We start from the raw sequence: 19,009 nt of genomic DNA, 5'->3' as shown, positions 1-19,009 counted from the left end.
GATTTTTCCGTCTTATCCATTTGGTCAGCATTTTGTTAACATGGTGGTAACTTACCAATTTTCTTAGTTTGTTTATGTTCATGAACTAAGAAGCGGTGTTCTGTGGTTTATTTTTTTAAGGTTTTCCTCCATGTTGTATCCCATTCTTAACTTAGCGGTGTTCGCTTTGTTAATCGCGTTGTTGTTTAAATTGCAAAAAGCCAAAAAGACCTTGTCCACTCAGGTGTTTACTGGCTTAGGTTTAGGTGTGGCCTTTGGTGCGGCATTGCAATTTATCTATGGTGTTGACAGTGCTACCAATAATGAGACGTTAGAGTACGTGAACATTGTTGGTTATGGTTATGTCAGCTTACTACAGATGATTATTATGCCCTTGATTCTGGTGTCCATTATTGGCGCCATTGTGAAAGTAAAAGACACGGGTTCTTTGGGTAAAATGTCTGGCGGTATCATCGGTATTTTGCTGGCGACGACGGCGGTGTCTGCTCTGATTGGCGTGTTTGTGAGTAACCTCTTTGGTTTGTCTGCAGAAGGTATTGTACAGGGCGCTCGTGAAATGGCCCGTGGTGCGGCCTTGGAAACGCGTCTTGAAGGACTGGCCAGCGTGTCTTTTGCTGACATGATCACTTCGTTTTTTCCTGGTAACCCGTTTGCGGACTTAGCGGGCAGTCGTCCGACGTCGACCATTGCAGTGGTTATCTTTGCTGCTTTTGTGGGGATAGCTGGTGTCGCGGTTGCTCGTAAAGAGCCAGAATTGGGTGCGAGTTTTGAACGTTTTGTTGATGTAGCTCAATCTATTGTTAGAACCTTGGTTCGTATGGTGTTAAGCCTAACGCCATACGGTATTCTTGCGTTGATGACCAAAGTGGTAGCGGGATCCAATGTGTCTGACATTTTGACTTTGCTGAACTTTGTGGTGGCGTCTTATGTGGGTCTGGCTTTAATACTGGTAATGCATTTATGTTTGTTGGCATTTAACGGTATTTCACCACTACGTTACTTCAAGAAAGTCTTGCCTGTATTGTTGTTTGCCTTCACGTCCCGTTCAAGCGCTGGCACGATTCCGCTTAATATCGATACTCAGGTCAAACGCCTTGGTAACGGTGAAGGTGAATCTAACTTCTCGGCGTCTTTTGGCGCGACAATGGGCCAGAATGGTTGTGCGGGTTTGTATCCAGCCATGCTGGCGGTGATGATTGCTCCGACGATTGGTATTAACCCACTGGATCCAAGTTTCATCATTTCATTGATTGCCATTGTGACCATCAGTTCGTTTGGCATCGCGGGTATTGGTGGTGGCGCGACTTTTGCGGCCTTGATCGTATTGTCTGCCTTGGATATGCCTGTTGCATTAGCGGGTTTATTGATTTCTATCGAACCTTTGATCGACATGGGTCGTACGGCTGTAAACGTAAATGGTGCAATGACAGCCGGTACTATTACGTCGAAGTGGCTAGGTCATACAGATTCGAATGTGTTTGAACAAGATGAAGTACCAGAAGCTGAACTGAAGAACAGTTAGTTCTCTTTTAGAGTGTCATGCATAAAAAAAACCACCTAAACGGTGGTTTTTTTATGGTGTTTACTTCGCTTTTTTCACGCGATGGGTAACGATTAATTGTCGCTGCTTGGCTTGCGATTACGACGCGCTGGAGCCAATGGCTTGCTGCGCAGACCTTGGCCAGGTGTCACTTCGGCTTTTGGGGCTGGACGACGATTGCCAGATTTAGGTGCGTTGCCTTGTTTTGCTGGGTTGCCACCTTGTTTTGCGCCGTTACCTTGTCTTGCGCCACCTTGTTGATCACGTGGTGCTTTCGGTTTTTTTGGCTTGTTGGGTTTGATTGGGCGTGTATCTAGCGTCGTATCTGGCAACATGTGCGTGGGCATGAAGTCGTCTTCATAGCGACGCTCAATGAGTTTCTGAGTTAAGCGTTCGATGGCGCGCAGTTGATCCAGCTCGTCAGCTGCTACCAATGAAATGGCTTTGCCAGTTGCACCGGCACGACCCGTACGACCAATACGGTGAACGTAGTCTTCTGCCACATCGGGTAAGTCGAAGTTCACCACGTGCGGCAGTTGTTCGATATCGAGTCCACGTGCGGCAATGTCTGTCGCCACAAGAATACGAATGCGGCCTTCTTTAAAGTCAGATAGAGCACGAGTACGAGCGCCTTGGCTTTTGTTACCGTGAATGGCGCTGGCACGAATGCCCGCGTCTTCTAGCTGCTTGGTGATCTTGTTGGCGCCATGTTTGGTGCGAGAAAAGACCAGTGCCTGATCCCAGCGTCCATCGGCAATCAGTTGAATCAATAATTCTGTTTTGCGTTTTTTATCGACTGGATGCAACCATTGTTCAACAGACACCGCTGTGGCATTGCGCGGAGTGACGGAAATCTCGATTGGGTTGTTTACCAAGCCTTTGGCGAGCTGGCGAATTTCGGGTGAAAACGTCGCAGAGAATAAAAGGTTTTGACGTTTTTTCGGCAAAATCGCGAGTATTTTCTTGATGTCATGGATGAATCCCATGTCGAGCATGCGGTCTGCTTCGTCCAGTACCAGTATTTCAAGTTTGTCGAATTTCACCGCGTTTTGCTGGTATAAATCCATCATGCGGCCGGGTGTTGCGATCAAAATGTCTGCGCCACGACGCAGTGCCATCATTTGTGGGTTGATCTTCACACCACCAAAAACCACAGTGGATTTTAGGGCAAGATGACGGCCGTAATCTTTCACACTTTCCGCCACTTGGGCTGCAAGCTCTCGAGTGGGGGTCAAGACAAGGGCACGAACTTGATTGCCTTGTGCGTGCTCGCCTTTGCTAAGCAGTTCAAGCAAGGGTAAGGTAAAACCAGCGGTTTTACCTGTGCCGGTTTGGGCTGCGGCCATCACATCTTGGCCTTCAAGGATGGCGGGTATAGCCTGAGCTTGTATCGCAGAGGGCTCAGTATAGCCTTGGTCTTCAATGGCTTTTAGGATGGGGGCAGAAAGCCCAAGTTTGTTGAAACTCATAGATGTTCTCATGTTATATCAAAGGCAGGCGCAAAGCTGAATGGTCAGGTTATGCAAGAATTGTGCGAAGCTTACCTTATATCTGATTCACATGCTATGTACTATCAAGTCAAACTCTTCTTACGTCCACTGAGACTGCCAACTGTTGGGAACCGCCGCCCTCAAATATGACGCCTTGCAATGGAGTGACATCCGAATAGTCTCTGCCCCATGCGGTTACAATGTGCTGTTCGTTTGGCATTAAATCGTTCGTAGGATCAAATTCTACCCAGCCGAAATCCGGTGTAAATATCGCAAACCAAGCGTGAGAAGCGTCAGCCCCAACCAACTTTTCTTGCCCTGGTGGGGGCAAGGTTTCCAAATAACCACTCATGTACCGTGCTGGGATACCAACTGAACGTAAGCAACCGATGGCCAAATGGGCAAAATCTTGGCACACACCACTGCGTTGTTTAAGTACCTGTTCGAGCGGGGTAGCAACGGTTGTGGTGCTGGGGTCGAATTTAAACTCGCTGAAAATTTTGTGGGTAAACGCCATGGCGGCCTGTAAAACAGGCTCGTCATCGGCAAATGTGCTTAGAGCGTAGGCTTTTAAATCGTCTGAGCGGCGAATTTGTGGCGAGTCTAATAAGTACTCTTTTGCCATACGCAATTCAGGCGTGTTGGGTGCTTGCAGCATGGCCCGTAACTCACCGCAGGTGAGGGTGCTTTGTGCTTGCCACTCGAGTACGTTTAGCGAAGCTATTTCAAAATCGGTTGTGACGTCGATGACCAGTTTTTTATGGGCTTCTTGGATGGAGAAGTAGAAGGTTTGATTACCAAAATAATCCTCCCCATCGTTTTGATAAACGGGGGGCGGATTGATCTGTATTTTTTGGTTAAGGCAACGCTGATTACGGGTATCTCGCGGCAGTAGGTGTGCCATGTTATAGCACAAGCTGACAGGCGCACCGTAGGTGTATTCTGTAATATGGCGAACGCGATATCTCATAGGCGAGTTCCTTTGATAGCGTCGGTCAATGATTGAGGGCCAGCGGTATGATCAAAATACTTATCACTAATGAGCACCGTAAATTGTTCGAGTTGCTCTAGAAGTTCGGTCATTAAGGCTTCTAATTTGACACGGCTTTGTGCTTTTTCATCGACTTTAGCGAGGGCTTCTAAATCGGCAAGCTGAATATCATTTAATGACTTAATGATGATTTTATGCTCAGGGCTGAGGCCGGCAGTTGCACTGTTGTTACGTGGTAACTCGATAATGTATTTGCGTAGTTGTTCCACCTGATACAACAAAGAGCGTGGGTTGGTGCCGTCAATCATCAGCAAATCCAGTCCGTAGGCGACCCGAGCTCGGTTGCGGTAACGACGACGGAAGGAAATCAGGGCTTCCACACTCAATAAAACCGATTCTAAAATTTGTTGCTGAGGCGCTGAAGGGAGTGGCTTGGTCAGGGCGGAACGAAGCAGTGTTGCGGTTTGAAGCGCACGTTCTGTACGGCGACCAATTTCTTGGAAAGTCCAGTCGAGACCACGCAACATACTTTCATGGTTTAAACCAGACAGTGCCAATAGTGAGGTAACAAGGCTGTCTAAAGACTCTTCTGGCGCAGAAGGTAAGCCATTGGTGTAGGCGCGATCCAATTCATGAATGTGATCCCGTAACTCGTTAATAATAATACGCGTGTCGGCAGACAGCATTTCTTTGACTTGCTCACTACAGCTCAGCATTGCTTGTAGGTTGGCTTTCACGGATCCTGCTCGGCTGCCATCGGTGATAATGGACACTAATTCGGCTTCAGGATTTGCAAACATCTCCTCATCGGCTTCCATAAAACCAGGTAAACAGCTGGTTTGTGTCGAGGCCATTTCCAACAAAGTGCGTTGGCTTTCTTTGGGAAGTGGGTCCACACCATTCATTTGCTTAAAAATGGTACGCAGCAAACGCATGCTGATTTCAGCGCGTTCGGCGTAGCGTCCCATCCAGAATAAGTTTTCAATCACTCGACTGGGTAGGTTGGACTGTAATGCTTCATCGTGCAGCAGCACTTGCTCGATTTGATTAGAGGCTTGTTCTTCTGGCTCGGCGGCCAGTATCCAAGTGTCTTTACTTTTGGAGCGGCTAATGTGCGAGACAATGGTTTCTTGTGAGGATTCGCCCGTGCGAGATAAGCCTCCAGGCATCACTGTGTATCCCGTTGGGTTAGAAACAGTAAAGGCACGCAAAATACTCGGACGAGCTTGTATTTTGCCATCTAACCAAATGGGGGACATGGATCCCGGTACATAGCCTTGTGCCACATAAAGATGTGGGTGTTTTTTAATCTTTTCTATGATGCTGAGCTTTTGTTTTTCTGACAGGGTATGACCATAAACGCTGCTACTGTCATGACGACGAATGGCCGGCTTAATAATTAAATTGTGTATGTTGGCAAGGACGTAATGGAAATCATCATTGTCGCCACACCACCATGTCGACACGGAGGGAATCGACAGTTGTTCTCCCATCAAAAATTCGCTGATGGCCGGTAAAAACTTAATCAAAGCAGGGGCTTCTAAAATGCCACTGCCTAGCGGGTTAGCAAGTACGACGTTGCCTGCACGAACTACTTCTAATAAGCCTGGTACACCAAGGTAAGAATCGGCTCTTAGTTCCGCTTGATCGCAATAAGCGTCATCGACACGACGTAAAATCACATCGACACGGGCTAAGCCATTGAGTGACTTCATCCATACAGCACCATTACGTACAGTTAAATCACTGCCTTGTACAAGGGAAAAGCCTAGGTAGTTCGCAAGATACGCTTGTTCGAAATAGGTACTGCTTAATGCCCCAGGGCTGAGTACCACAATGCGCGGTGTGTCCGTCCATTGGCTAGCTAACGACGATAACATGCTCTTGAAAGATAAAAAGAAGCCTGATAGCCGACGTACTTGGCTGTCTCTAAAGCTGTTTGGAATCACGCGTGAGACAACGGTCCGGTTTTCCAACGCATAACCTGCGCCATTAGGCGCTTGAGTTCGGTCCCCAATAACTTGAAATTGCCCATTTGGATCTCGTACCAAATCCACGGCGTGCAACAATAATTGGTGAGCGCCAGGTACCGTTACGCCATGGCATTGGCGTAAAAAGCCTGGGTGACTAAAAATGATTTCAGAAGGAATAATGCCGTTTTTCAGCAGTTCTTGCGGTCCATAAAGATCCTTTAGCAATAGGTCAAACAAGGTTGAGCGCTGCGCTAAACCTTGTTCAATCGTGAGCCATTCTTCAGTCTGAATAATATTTGGAATAAGGTCCAGCGACCACACACTGGGGGTGAGTGGATCGCTGGTTAAATTATAGGTGGCGCCATCTTCACGAAGGATACGCTGGGCACGACGCTGCCTATCAAGCATCTCCTCGTTGGTAAGACTCCCCATGTGACGCATGATGGACTCCCAATGAGGGCGAGGTTGGCGATCTTCCGTGAAGGCCTCATCATAAGCATGCATAGGAGTATCATAGGCGGAAGATAACGTCGGTTTCTCATCGATCACCGACGTTAAAAAAGTACCTGTTTGAAATTGCATAATGTGCTTGAGCCTAAAAAATTAATTATTAGAGAACATTATACTGCTTCCTTAGATCTAATGTATGCGGATATTCATTCATTGGCTCTTCTGCTGGTGGTGACATGGCACGTGGTTCGTTGCCATTCGGATAAAAAGAGCGCAATGCACTAAAGGCTGGCGGTGGAGACAGCGTGCCTTGAGTGAAGCCGTGATCCCAAAAACGGTTAACACGACGGGCTTCCGCTTCATTGCTATTGACCGGTACATTGTCATACGTACGTCCACCTGGGTGAGACACATGATAAGTACAGCCACCCACAGACAGGCCGTTCCAAGTATCAATAAGATCAAATACCAATGGCGTATCCGTTCCCAACGTAGGATGGAGTGCAGACGGTGGTGCCCAGGCTTTGTAGCGCACCGCCCCAACGTATTCCCCTTTGCGACCTGTGGCTCGGATAGGAACGCGACGGCCATTACAGCTTAGTACATAGCGACTGTCTGTTAAGCCGGACAGTTTTACTTGAAGACGCTCAACGGAAGAATCCACATAACGCGCGGTGCCCGATCCGGTAATTTCTTCACCTAACACATGCCAAGGTTCAATCGCCCAGCGAAGCTCTATTTCCATGTCGTCGATTTTTTGACGGCCATAATGAGGGAAGCGGAACTCTTCAAATGGCGCTAACCATTCTAGTTTGAATGGGAAACCATGACGTTGAAGGTCTTCGACCACTTCTTTGACATCTTGCCAAACAAAATGTGGCAGCATGAATTTGTCATGCAAACTGGTGCCCCAACGAACCAAAGGTTTTTTGTAAGGTTCTTTCCAGAAACGGGCCACGAGACAGCGCAACAGCAGCATTTGTACCAGTGACATGTGTGGATGTGGCGGCATTTCAAAGCCACGGAATTCCAATAGACCTTGGCGACCACTGGCGCTACCAGCAGCGTATAGCTTATCGATACAGAATTCAGAGCGGTGTGTATTGCCGGTAATGTCGACCAGCAGGTTCCGCATTAAACGATCCACCAACCAAGGTTGTTCAACAAAACCTTCTGGCATGTTTTGGAAAGCGATTTCCATTTCATACAAGGCTTCATCGCGACCTTCATCTGGACGCGGCGCTTGGCTCGTTGGGCCAATGAACATGCCAGAGAAAAGGTAAGACAAGCCTGGGTGATGCTGCCAGAAGGTGACTAAGCTCTGCAATAATTCAGGGCGACGTAACAGTGGACTGTCCGCCGGTGTACGACCACCTAGTGTCACGTGATTGCCGCCGCCTGTGCCAGTATGGCGACCATCTAGCATGAACTTCTCGGCACCAAGGCGTGAAAGATACGCTTGGTGGTACAAGGTTTCGGTATTATGAACCAATTCTTTCCAGCTGGCTGCAGGATGAATGTTTACTTCGATTACGCCTGGATCTGGCGTGATCAGAAACTTCTGCAAACGTGGATCTTTTGGTGGTTCATAACCTTCGATAACGATAGGCAAATCCAGCGTTTTGGCGACTGCTTCCAGCTGCTCAAGCACATCAACAAAGTGTTCAAGATGTGTCATAGGGGGCATGAAAACATGCAATCGACCATCACGTGGTTCAATACAAAGAGTCGTGCGAACCACATTTTTTAAGGTTTTTTCCGCTTTTAAAGCGGGTTTGTTAGGTTTTTGGGCAAAGTGTTGTTTTGCCACACTGTCTAACACTGGGTTGTCTTTTTTGTTGGCTAAAGGTTGACGAGGATCGAATGGGTCCCGTTCTGGAATACGATCTTCTTCCGCCTGAGCTGGCAAAGAGTTCAATGGCAAACGATATCCCATTGGACTGTCGCCCGGAATCAAGGTGATCACATCGCTGCGCATTGGCCAAAGCGAACTGTTCCAACGATTTTGATAGCCATCGAATTCCAGCGGCAAAATAAAGCCTGTGGTGGTGCTCAACCCACGACTGAGCAGTTTTGCAAGACGACGGCGTTCTAGATCGTCTTTTAAATCCGCTTTCGTTGGGTCTGCGTCTACCGGAAGGGATTGCTCCATCCATAAATAATACAGGGTATCTTCATAAGTGCTTTGTAGGTATTGTTTATCCAGCGCTAGCTTTTCACACAACAATTCCCCAAAGGCTTGCGCGTCTTTGATGGTGTGTTTGTAGTCTTTGTCCACACGTGCTAAATATTTGGGATCATTCCATAGGGCTTCACCGTCGGTGCGCCAGAAACAACCTAGTGCCCAGCGTGGTACTTCTTCACCCGGATACCATTTACCTTGCCCATAATGAAGTAAGCCATTGGCGCCAAACTCTTGTTTCATTTTGATGAGCAAGTCTTTGGCGAGTTTGAGTTTTTCTGCGCCCAATGCGCCAGTATTCCATTGCTCTGAATCCATGTCATCAATGGAAACAAATGTTGGTTCGCCCCCCATGGTGAGACGAACATCGCCTTCTTCCAATTGCTTGTCGACTGCAAAACCAAGGGCTTTGATGGTTTCCCATTCGCCTTCTGCGTAAGGTTTGGTAACACGTGGGTCTTCGTGAATACGCGTGACGATGTTGCTGTAGCTAAATTCGCATTCGCATTCGTCAACAAAGCCGGTGATGGGAGCCGCTGATGCAGGCTCTGGTGTGCATGCGAGAGGAATGTGTCCTTCGCCAGCAAACAAGCCAGATGTTGGGTCTAAGCCAACCCAGCCTGCGCCCGGTAAGAATACTTCACACCAAGCATGTAGGTCGGTGAAGTCTTCTTCTGGGCCGGACGGGCCATCAAGCGCTTTCACATCTGCTGTCAGTTGTACTAGGTAGCCGGATGCGAAACGAGCGGCCAAGCCTAAGCTGCGCAATATTTGAACCAGTAACCAAGAGGTATCACGACAAGAACCTTTTTTAAGGGTCAGGGTTTCTTCGCAGGTTTGAACACCAGGTTCTAAGCGAATTCCGTAACCAATCTCGGCCGCTAGGCGGCTGTTGATGGAAACAAGGAAATCATTAATCGGCACACTTTTGCGATCAACGGTGGATAGCCACTTGTCTAACAATGGGCAGGATTCGGTGACTTGCAAATAGGGTTCAAGTTCCTTTTTGAGCTCTTTTTTGTAGGCGAATGGAAACGTCTCTGCGTAGCTTTCGACAAAGAAATCAAATGGATTGATGACCGTCATATCGGCGATGACTTCCACATAGAACTCTAGCTTGTTGGTTTTTTCGGGAAATACCAAGCGAGTTTGAAAGTTACCAAATGGGTCTTGTTGTACGTTGATAAAATGCGTTTCAGGCAAGACTTTGAGTGAGTATGCGTGAATTTTAGTGCGCGAATGGGCCGCAGGCTTTAGTCGTAAAACGTGGGGGGCCACGTTTACAAAGCGGTCAAACTCATAAGTCGTTTTGTGCTGTATTGCGACTCTAATGGTCATGCAGCGTCTCCTTGCCGAAAATGAAACCAGTTTTCGGTGATCTGGTGATTTATTTCAATGATGGCGATCTGTAGATCGTTCAAATGATTGTGGAAATCCTCATCCAAATCTTCCGAACTAATCAGTGGATAATCGAATTCAAGAATTTTATCCACTTTAGCCGTAATGAGTCCTGCTCTTGGTAATTTCGTCGCCGCTTCGCCTATTTGTCCAAAGCAATACGCTAAGGTACGCGGGAAGCAGGGGTCATTCATTAAGAAGGTGGCTGCTTTTGCGCCATTAATCGACGTTCTTACGGTGCGACGATAATCTAAATACGCACTTTGTGATTTGAGTACTTTTGACCAGGTAACTTGACCAAGCTGCGTTCTCGCTTCGGGTTCAGATTTCAACATCAGCGAAACCGCCGCATCAAGGATGCGAGTACCCATGTCGGCCCGTTCTAAATAACGCCCCATGATAAGGAAATGCCAGCCGGAATCACGGCTCATGGCGCCTGCAAATAATCCAATGATTTTTTGACAGCCTTCAATGATGGTGTTTAAAAACAAATGGCGTTCCGAGCGGTTTATACCTTGCTTGATGTTTTGCTGAGCATACAGATCCAGCTCGTTAATAAGCTCCCACGTTTCTTTTGGCACAACGTCACGAGTGGTTCGAATGTTTTCTCGCACCATTTTTAACGATGACAGCATTGAGCTGGCATTGGTGTCGTCGGCCAATAGAAATTTCACTACGTTACGCTCGTCTTTTACTTTGTAACGCTGTTCGAATACTTCTTCGCCACTTAAAATTTCAATAAGGTTGTACCAAGACACTTCAATGTCTCTGGGAAGATCGAATAATAAATCATCATAGACACTGACCAAGCGGGCCGTGTTTTCAACGCGCTCCAAGTATCGGGCGCTCCAATATAAGCGTTCTGCGACTCTAGATAACATGATTACTGCCCCTTTGTTTCTACGATCCAAGTATCTTTACTACCACCACCTTGTGACGAATTAACGACCAAGGAACCTTTTTTCATGGCCACACGCGTGAGGCCGCCAGTGGTGACATAGGTCTCCTTGGCTTGCAAGATGAAAGGACGCAGATCTAAGTGGCGTGGTTCTAAGACACCTTTGGAAATCAGTGTTGGCGCGGTGGATAACTTTAGTGTTGGCTGAGCAATATAATTGCGAGGGTTTTTCGTAATTAATTCGGCAAACAGTGCTTGTTCTTTTTTGGTGGAGTGTGGGCCTACCAGCATGCCGTAGCCACCGGATTCGTTGGCGGGTTTTACGACTAACTTATCAAGGTTTTCCAACACATAAGCTCGCTGCTCTGGGTCATCGCACAAGAAAGTTTCGACATTATTAAGAATGGGTTCTTCGTTTAAGTAGTAGCGGATAATCGCAGGGACATACGCATATACGACCTTGTCATCGGCGACACCAGCACCAGGTGCATTTGCCAATGCCACATTCCCTGCACGCCATGCGCGCATTAGGCCAGCTACGCCTAGTACAGATTCTGGGTCAAAGGCTTCAGGGTCGATAAATAAGTCGTCAATACGGCGATAAATAACATCCACTCGTTCTGGACCATCAATGGTTTTCATGTAAACGCAGTCGTCATTGTCGACAAACAGGTCGCTACCTTCGACTAATTCAGCGCCCATTTGCTGTGCCAAGAAAGCATGTTCAAAGTAGGCGGAATTATAAATACCTGGTGTCAGTACAACGATCTCTGGGTTTTCTATGTCTCTGGGCGATAAAGCGACGAGCGTGTCAAACAACTGAGAGGTGTAAGAGTCAACTGGCAGGATGGATTCGTTTTCAAACAGTTCTGGCAATACGCGCTTTGTGATGGCGCGGTTTTCTAGCATATAAGACACACCAGAAGGCACCCGTAAGTTGTCTTCTAACACAAAAAAGTCACCGTTTTCATCGCGTACTAAATCGGTACCGCAAATGTGCGCCCAAACGCCATAGGCGGGTGATACGCCAACGCATTCTGGTCGGAAATTTTTGGAGTCTTTGATGATGTGTTCTGGGATGATGCCGTCTTTAATGACGTTTTGATCGTGGTAGAGGTCGTTGATGAAAAGGTTAAGGGCGGTGAGACGTTGTTTTAATCCTGCTTCTGCGATTTTCCAGTCTGAGGCCTCTATGGTTCGGGGAACAATGTCGAAGGGCCATGCTCTGTCAATGTTGCCTTCTTCTGTGTAGACCGTGAAGCTGATGCCCATTTCTTGTATTGTGGCTTCGGCGGTAAGGCGTCTTTTTTCAAGTTCGTCTTCTGAAAGACTGTCCAAATATCCCAAGAGTTGTTTGGCGGGAGATCTTGGGGCGCCTTTGTCATCAATTAACTCATCAAAAAAATTAGATGACTGATAATGGCTCGTTAGTTTTTCCATGTATACCTCGTTCTCTTTATCAAGCCGGAGGTGGGTGCTTTAAATTTGCACATGTTTGTGTGCTTTTTTTGTGCATCCGCCCCACATTGGGGAGACTTCTTCACTTTATAAGGGTAGACCCAGTGATATCGTTGTCTTTTTGTAGGTCACGCATAGTGTTTTCGCACTACTGAGGGAATAAAGCAAGGATCGAGCCATAGTATTTGAAAAGTTTTTTTGCCTGTTAGGTTTCATTAAGCGTGATACAGATCGGTTTTATTCCCGTTGAAATTCGCTAATATGGGCCTGTCGTTCGTATAAATTCGTTATTTATAAAAAGGAAAGGTGTGTGGATCAGCTGAGTCATGTTGTGATCGCTGGGGCGGGGATTGGTGGTTTGTGTGCTGCATTGGCTCTTGCTCGGCAGGGCATTCAAGTGGTGGTATGTGAACAGGCCGCTACGCTCAGTGAAGTGGGGGCAGGTTTGCAGGTGAGTCCAAACGCCTTAAAAGTGTTGCAACATTTGGGGGTAGAGGCAGAGCTGCGGCCCTTTGCTTTTGTGCCGGAACATGCGGCAATCCGTGACTATAAAACGGGGGAATACTATCTCAAATCGCCTTTAGGCGCTGTGGCTGAAAGTCGTTATGGCGCGCCCTATTGGCACTTACATCGTGCTGATTTACATCGAGTTCTTGTGGAAGCGTGTCTGCAAGCGGATGTGTCCTTGGTGCTAAATGCCGAGGTGGTGCGTTATTACGAGGACCCCGAACATCAACAAGTCAGTTTGCTGCTCGAAGATGGTCGTGAGTTTCGTGCTGATTTGTTGATTGGCGCGGATGGGATTCGTTCAAAAATACGCGAGCAAATGTTAGGGCAAGAACGCCCAACCTTTATGGGGCAAGTTGCTTGGCGCGGAGTGATTCCAGTGAGTGATCTGACAGTGGATGTGAAGCCCGATGCCTGTGTGTGGGTGGGACCAGGACGTCATTTTGTCAGTTATTACTTACGTGGTGGCGATTACGTGAATTTTGTTGCTGTGGAAGAACGTAGCGATTGGTTGTCTGAGTCATGGCGCGAAGAAGGCAATGTCGATGAATTAAAACGAGCGTTTGCTGATTGGCATCCTGAAGTGAGTGAGTTAATTCAATCAGCACGCAGCACGTTTTTGTGGGCGTTAAATGGACGTGAGGCATTGCCAACATGGCACCAAGGACGAGTGGTTTTATTGGGGGATGCCTGCCACCCAATGTTGCCTTTTATGGCGCAAGGCGCGGCGATGGCGATCGAAGATGGTTATGTGTTAGCAAAGTGCCTGTTTCGCCACCGCTTGAATGATGCCTTGCCTCAATATGAGCGTTTACGCAAACCCAGAGCGACTGCCATTCAGCAAATGTCAAAAGCCAATGCTGGTTTATACCATATGCACGGCGGTGTGCTTGGGAAGATGAAATTAAAAGCACTGCAAGCCGCTGGTCGCTTTGTTCCTACTGTTATTCAATCTAAATTAGATGCCGTGTATGGTTATGATGTGATCAAGGATTGAGACGGATAGTGGGATAAATATGTAAAAAAAGAGTCTATTTTGTCATTTTGTACGCGATGCTTTTCCTTTGAGTTGTAATCATTTATGGTAATTAAGTAGCGGCACGGCTGTTTAACGGCCTTTTTGCTATTTTTTATGAACGAAAACGAATGTAAACACGAAGGAATTGTGTCCTATGATTGCTCTCTCGGTACTCTTTTTTGCCATTGGCCTGGTATTGCTTCTGGGTGGTGGTTGGCTGGTGTCACTTGATGGCAGCCTTTATTACGTGGTGGCTGGTGTGGCCCTTATTGCTGTTGCTGGGCTGTTAACAAAGCGCAGTAAAGTAGCGAATTTTCTATATGCTTTATTTTTAATTGGCACCTTAGTTTGGTCAATTATGGAATCAGGCTTAAGTTGGTGGCCTCTTGCAACGCGAATGGGGCTTTTCTTGGTGCTTGCCGTTCCACTTATTCTCATCGCGTATTTTAAACACCGTGGCGGCAGTCGATTTTTATTTCCTGTTTGGCTGGCAACCGCTTTGGTGACCTTATCGCCTTTATTTATGGCATCACCAACCACGCTGGAAGGTAAAATGACGCGTTCTGTGAGCGTCCCCGACGCTGACATCGGCGATGTTGCTCAGAGTGATTGGGACGCCTACGGCCGCAGTAATTTAGGTCAACGATTTTCTCCGTTAGCGCAGATTACACCGGATAATGCGGCGCAGTTGCAATTGGCTTGGCAGTATCAAACGGGCGACAAAAAAGGCCCAAAAGATGTGGGTGAGACCACTTACGAAGCGACTCCTTTAAAGCTGGGCAATGCACTTTATGTGTGTACGCCACATAACTGGGTTGTCGCATTGGATGCGGATACAGGGCAAGAGCAATGGGTGTATGATGCGAAAGTGCCTGCTGAAAGCCAACGACAGCATCAGACTTGTCGTGGGGTGTCTTATTTACCGCCGTCTAATACAGCAACATTACCGCCGGTTGAAAAAGCGTCTGTGCCTGCGCAAAGCTTAGCCAGTATGCAGTGTGATGCGCAGCTGTTCTTGCCAACGTCTGATGCGCGTTTAGTGGCGATAGATCCAACCACTGGGGCTCGTTGTGCAAATTTTGCAGAAAATGGTGAACTGGATTTAATGCACAATATGCCGTTTAAACAGTCTGGGTATTACTATTCCACTTCACCACCTTTGGTTGCTGGTGGCGTGGTGATTGTTTCAGGGTCAGTGAACGATAACTATGATGTGAATTCACCGTCTGGCGTGATTCGCGCTTACGATGTGAAAACCGGTGAATTGAAATGGAATTGGGATTCCGGTCACCCTGATGATACAACGCCAATTGGGCCTGATGAAACCTACGCGACAAGCTCGCCAAATAGTTGGTCTGTTGCCAGCGCAGATGAGGCCCTAGGCTTGGCGTATTTTCCCATGGGCAATCGCACTCCAGATCAGCTTGGCATGTACCGCAGTCCTGCGGAAGAAAAATACGCGACTTCCGTTGTTGCCTTAAGTCTAGAAACAGGCCAGGTTGCTTGGGTACAACAGTTTGTTCATCATGATTTATGGGATATGGACACGCCAGCGCAACCGGCTTTGTTGGATCTTGAAACGTCAACAGGAACACAACCTGCTTTGGTTGTGCCGACGAAACAGGGCGATGTGTACGTATTGAATAGGAGAACCGGTGAGCCTATTTTCCCTATTACCGAAGAACCCGCTCCACAGGGAACCATTCCTGGCGATTATGCGGCGAAAACCCAACCAACCTCTGCGTTATCCTTTAAGCCTGCTAAGTTGACGGAAGCCGACATGTGGGGCGCGACCCCCTTGGATCAACTAATGTGTCGTATTCAGTTCAAGCAATTGCGCTATGAGGGACGCTATACGCCACCCTCTGAGCAAGGCTCGATTGTGTACCCCGGCAACTTTGGTGTATTTAACTGGGGCAGCATTGCGGTGGATCCAAAACGTCAACAAATGTTTGGTATGCCTTTGTATCTCGCGTTTACATCAACTTTGGTGCCAAGAGAAGGTGCGGATTTGACGGATGCCAATAAAGGCGAACAGGGCGTTAATTCCAATGAAGGCGCTGACTATGCTGTGGAATTAAAACCTTTTTTATCGCCTTTGGGGGTTCCCTGTCAGCAACCGCCTTGGGGCTATGTTGCTGGCGTTGATTTGAAAACAGGTAAAACAGTTTGGCAGCATAAAAATGGCACGATTGAAGACATGACACCATTGAAGCTGCCTATAGAAATGGGCATGCCCGGCATTGGTGGTCCCGTTATAACTGACGGTGGCGTTGTCTTTATGGCCGCAGCGGTTGATAACTACCTAAGAGCGTATGACATGTCTACTGGCGAAGAGTTATGGAAGGGGCGCTTACCCGCTGGCGGGCAAGCGACCCCAATGACCTACCTAAACAGTAAGGGAGAGCAAATGGTCGTTCAAGTGGCTGGTGGACACGGTTCGATTGGCACCACCATTGGTGACTATGTGGTGGCCTACAAACTGAAAAAATAGCGTTTGCGTTGTTACTCTTTTTGTATCGTTAGATATATTTGATTGCGACCCAGCCCAGCGAAAATTGGTCAGATTAATGGCTGATGGATGCTGGGCTTTTTACATTGAAAACATATATCTATTTGATATAAAGGATTTATGATTTTATCTTTTTTGTTATAATGTTTGGTAACAACGACATCGCGATTTATTATTAGTCTCATGCACGACTTTTTACTATCATTCGCGCCTTCTCCCCTAAGATCACAAGTCGCAGGGCTAACTCAATCTGGAATCCTCAGACGATATGACTTCTAAATCTCCTCTGGCACTTTTGCCTCTGTTACTTTTTCTTGTGCTTTTTGTTGGTAGTGGCCTTTGGTATCAGTCCGAAGGTGTAGACTTTGCCTTCTATCAGATCTCTGCCCCGGTCGCGATTTTGCCTGCGATAGCCTTGGCTATTTTATTGGGTAAAGGGCATTTTAATCAGCGCATTGAAACCTTTATCAATGGCGTGGGTGATAACACCATCATTACAATGATCCTGATTTATTTGCTGGCGGGTGCTTTTGCCAGTGTCGCAAAAAGTGTTGGTGGGGTGGATGCGACTGTAAACTTTGGTTTGAGTGTTGTGCCACCAGCCTTATTGTTACCGGGCTTATTTGTGATTACCGCGTTTGTGGCGACCTCGATGGGGACATCCATGGGAACCATCGCTGCGATTGCTCCCATCGCGATTGGTGTTGCGGAGGCGGCAGATTTGCCCCTATTACTGACGGTTGGTACTGTGATTGGCGGTGCTATGTTTGGTGATAACTTGTCGATTATTTCAGACACCACCATCGCGGCCACTAGAACGCAAGGTTGTGACATGCGTGATAAATTCCGCATGAATTTTAAGATTGCTTTGCCTGCAGCCTTGGTAACATTAGTGTGGTTATTTTTCCAAGGCAGTCATGCTCAGATCGCTGATATTCAAGATTATGATCTCATTCGAGTTCTGCCTTATGTTGTGGTACTGGGCTTAGCCATTGCTGGCGTGAACGTCATGTTGGTTTTGTTTAGCGGTATTATCTTGGCGGGTGTGATTGGTTTGACTATGGAGGCCGATTATACAGTGGCGTCTTGGTCTACTGATATTTATGCTGGTTACACTGGCATGCAGGAAATTCTGATTCTTTCTTTATTAATTGGTGGTCTTGCTGCTTTAATGAAATCTCAAGGTGGCCTAGCATGGTTAGTGGGGGCGATTGAACGTATTAGTCGCGCTTTAGGTGCCAAAGCAGGGTCAACCCGAGCCGGAGAGTTGAGTATCAGTGCGGCCGTTGCATTAACCAATTTATGTACGGCAAATAATACCGTGTCTATTCTTATCAATGGTTCAGTCGCAAAAAATATCGCTGAACGTTACAATGTTGATCCGAGACGCAGTGCCAGTTTACTGGATATTTTTTCCTGTGTAGTACAGGGGATATTGCCTTACGGTGCGCAAATACTGTTAGCCTCTTCTTTAGCGGCTGTCTCACCATTTGCTTTGATTGGTTATGTTCAATACAGCTGGTTACTGGCTGTAGCGGCTTTGATTTCTATCGTGATTGCGTGGCCAAAAGCGCAAAATAGACATCAGTAAACAGTAAATAATTCCTTTCAGAGCCCACCCATCTAGCCCTATTGCGCTGGATGGGTGGGCTTTTTTGTGCTGTGTTAATACGTTTTATTTTATAAGGAAAATTTTTGAAACAGGTTACTCATGTAAAAGCTGAGCTTATTTTGGTGTTTGTTACCATTCTTGCCGGTTTTGGCTGGATATTTTCGAAGGAAGCATTGGCCGGTTTGCCGCCTCTATTCTTTATGGGGGTGCGTTTTATTATTGCGGGTTTTGTGTTGTTTCTCGCAGGCCAGAAGTATTTTCGCGGTTTAGATTGGCAAGATGTCAAGCAGGCCAGTTTAGTCGGCATGGTCATGGGCATTACCATGATGTTTTGGGTAACGGGATTGGATCAAGGATCTAATCTTGGTGTGGGTGCTTTTATTACCAGCCTAGGAGTGGTGCTTGTTCCCGTGGTTGCACGATTCATGTTCGGTGCAAGACCCGCTTTAAGCATTTGGATTGCTTTACCTATTGCAGTGTTAGGGCTTGGTTTTCTGGCGCTCAACAACGGTTTGGATTTTGAGTTTGCTCATGTGTACTTTTTAGGTGCTGCTTTAGGATCAGCGTTGCAATTAAATTTGTTGTCGCGATTTTCGATGCGCATGCACGCTTTAGTTTTGACGGCCATTCAATTAAGTGTGGCAGGGTGTTTACTACTGTTTCTTTCTTTATTAACGGAAACCTTACCGCACAGTATCAGTATAGAAGTCGCTGGCTGGTTTTTAGCCAGCACCCTGATTGCCAGTAGTTTACGCTTTTTATTGCAGACTTACGGGATGAGTTTGACGCCCGTTAGTCATGCTGCGGTGATTATGAATTTAGAGCCTGTGTGGACCGCTATTTTTGCGGTATTTTGGTTTAGTGAGTCTATGGGGGCAGGTCAGATAATTGGTTGTTTATTGATCTTTATTGCCATGATAGTGAGCCGTTGGCCACAAATTAGAGCCATATTTAAACCCAAGCGATCTTATTCGTTATGA

The 19,009-nt window shown here is 47.1% G+C and carries 11 protein-coding genes; 5 read left to right on the top strand and 6 right to left on the bottom strand.

Translation table 11 applies throughout. The annotated features are described in order from the left end of the window. Positions 1-130: 130 nt before the first annotated feature. A complete protein-coding gene (locus DKT73_RS08680) occupies positions 131-1,522 on the top strand; it encodes an L-cystine transporter (protein WP_111638163.1) in 1,392 nt (463 codons plus the stop codon). A gap of 92 nt (positions 1,523-1,614) precedes the next feature. On the opposite strand, the gene DKT73_RS08675 is transcribed toward DKT73_RS08680, so the two are convergent. The 6 genes from DKT73_RS08675 to DKT73_RS08650 form a co-directional block, all read right to left on the bottom strand. Further along, positions 1,615-3,009 (bottom strand): DEAD/DEAH box helicase, encoded by a 1,395-nt coding sequence (locus DKT73_RS08675; protein WP_111638162.1) that lies wholly within the window; start codon positions 3,007-3,009, stop codon positions 1,615-1,617. A gap of 109 nt (positions 3,010-3,118) precedes the next feature. Continuing rightward, entirely contained in the window at positions 3,119-4,000 is an 882-nt protein-coding gene (locus DKT73_RS08670; protein WP_111638161.1) for a transglutaminase family protein, read from the bottom strand. Further along, positions 3,997-6,576, bottom strand: a complete 2,580-nt coding sequence (locus DKT73_RS08665; RefSeq protein WP_111638160.1) for a circularly permuted type 2 ATP-grasp protein — start codon at positions 6,574-6,576, stop codon at positions 3,997-3,999. Before DKT73_RS08665 ends, DKT73_RS08670 begins: the two co-directional genes overlap by 4 nt. 28 nt (positions 6,577-6,604) lie before the next feature. After that, positions 6,605-9,964 (bottom strand): transglutaminase family protein, encoded by a 3,360-nt coding sequence (locus DKT73_RS08660; RefSeq protein WP_111638159.1) that lies wholly within the window; start codon positions 9,962-9,964, stop codon positions 6,605-6,607. Beyond that, complete coding sequence (locus DKT73_RS08655) at positions 9,961-10,905, bottom strand: alpha-E domain-containing protein (RefSeq protein ID WP_111638158.1); 945 nt, start codon at positions 10,903-10,905, stop codon at positions 9,961-9,963. The genes DKT73_RS08660 and DKT73_RS08655 overlap by 4 nt, the downstream gene beginning before the upstream one ends. A 2-nt stretch (positions 10,906-10,907) precedes the next feature. Continuing rightward, positions 10,908-12,362 (bottom strand): circularly permuted type 2 ATP-grasp protein, encoded by a 1,455-nt coding sequence (locus tag DKT73_RS08650; RefSeq protein WP_111638157.1) that lies wholly within the window; start codon positions 12,360-12,362, stop codon positions 10,908-10,910. 328 nt (positions 12,363-12,690) lie between these two features. Between DKT73_RS08650 and DKT73_RS08645 the strand changes: the two genes are divergently transcribed. The 4 genes from DKT73_RS08645 to DKT73_RS08630 all read left to right on the top strand — a co-directional run bounded on the left by DKT73_RS08645 (position 12,691) and on the right by DKT73_RS08630 (position 19,009). Next, a complete protein-coding gene (locus tag DKT73_RS08645) occupies positions 12,691-13,884 on the top strand; it encodes an FAD-dependent monooxygenase (protein ID WP_111638156.1) in 1,194 nt (397 codons plus the stop codon). A 175-nt stretch (positions 13,885-14,059) separates the two neighbouring features. Continuing rightward, the gene (locus tag DKT73_RS08640; RefSeq protein ID WP_111638155.1) at positions 14,060-16,399 is read left to right on the top strand and encodes a glucose/quinate/shikimate family membrane-bound PQQ-dependent dehydrogenase; all 2,340 of its coding nucleotides are present in this window, start codon (positions 14,060-14,062) and stop codon (positions 16,397-16,399) included. 286 nt (positions 16,400-16,685) lie between these two features. Next, a complete protein-coding gene (locus DKT73_RS08635; RefSeq protein ID WP_111638154.1) occupies positions 16,686-18,008 on the top strand; it encodes a Na+/H+ antiporter NhaC family protein in 1,323 nt (440 codons plus the stop codon). A gap of 104 nt (positions 18,009-18,112) precedes the next feature. Then, positions 18,113-19,009, top strand: coding sequence for a DMT family transporter (locus DKT73_RS08630; RefSeq protein WP_111638153.1), 897 nt, complete (start codon positions 18,113-18,115; stop codon positions 19,007-19,009).

This window comes from Marinomonas shanghaiensis (assembly GCF_003259175.1).
Taxonomy (GTDB): domain Bacteria; phylum Pseudomonadota; class Gammaproteobacteria; order Pseudomonadales; family Marinomonadaceae; genus Marinomonas; species Marinomonas shanghaiensis.
The sequence above is the reverse complement of the archived record's forward strand: the minus strand, read 5'-3'. Positions and strand labels throughout refer to the sequence as shown.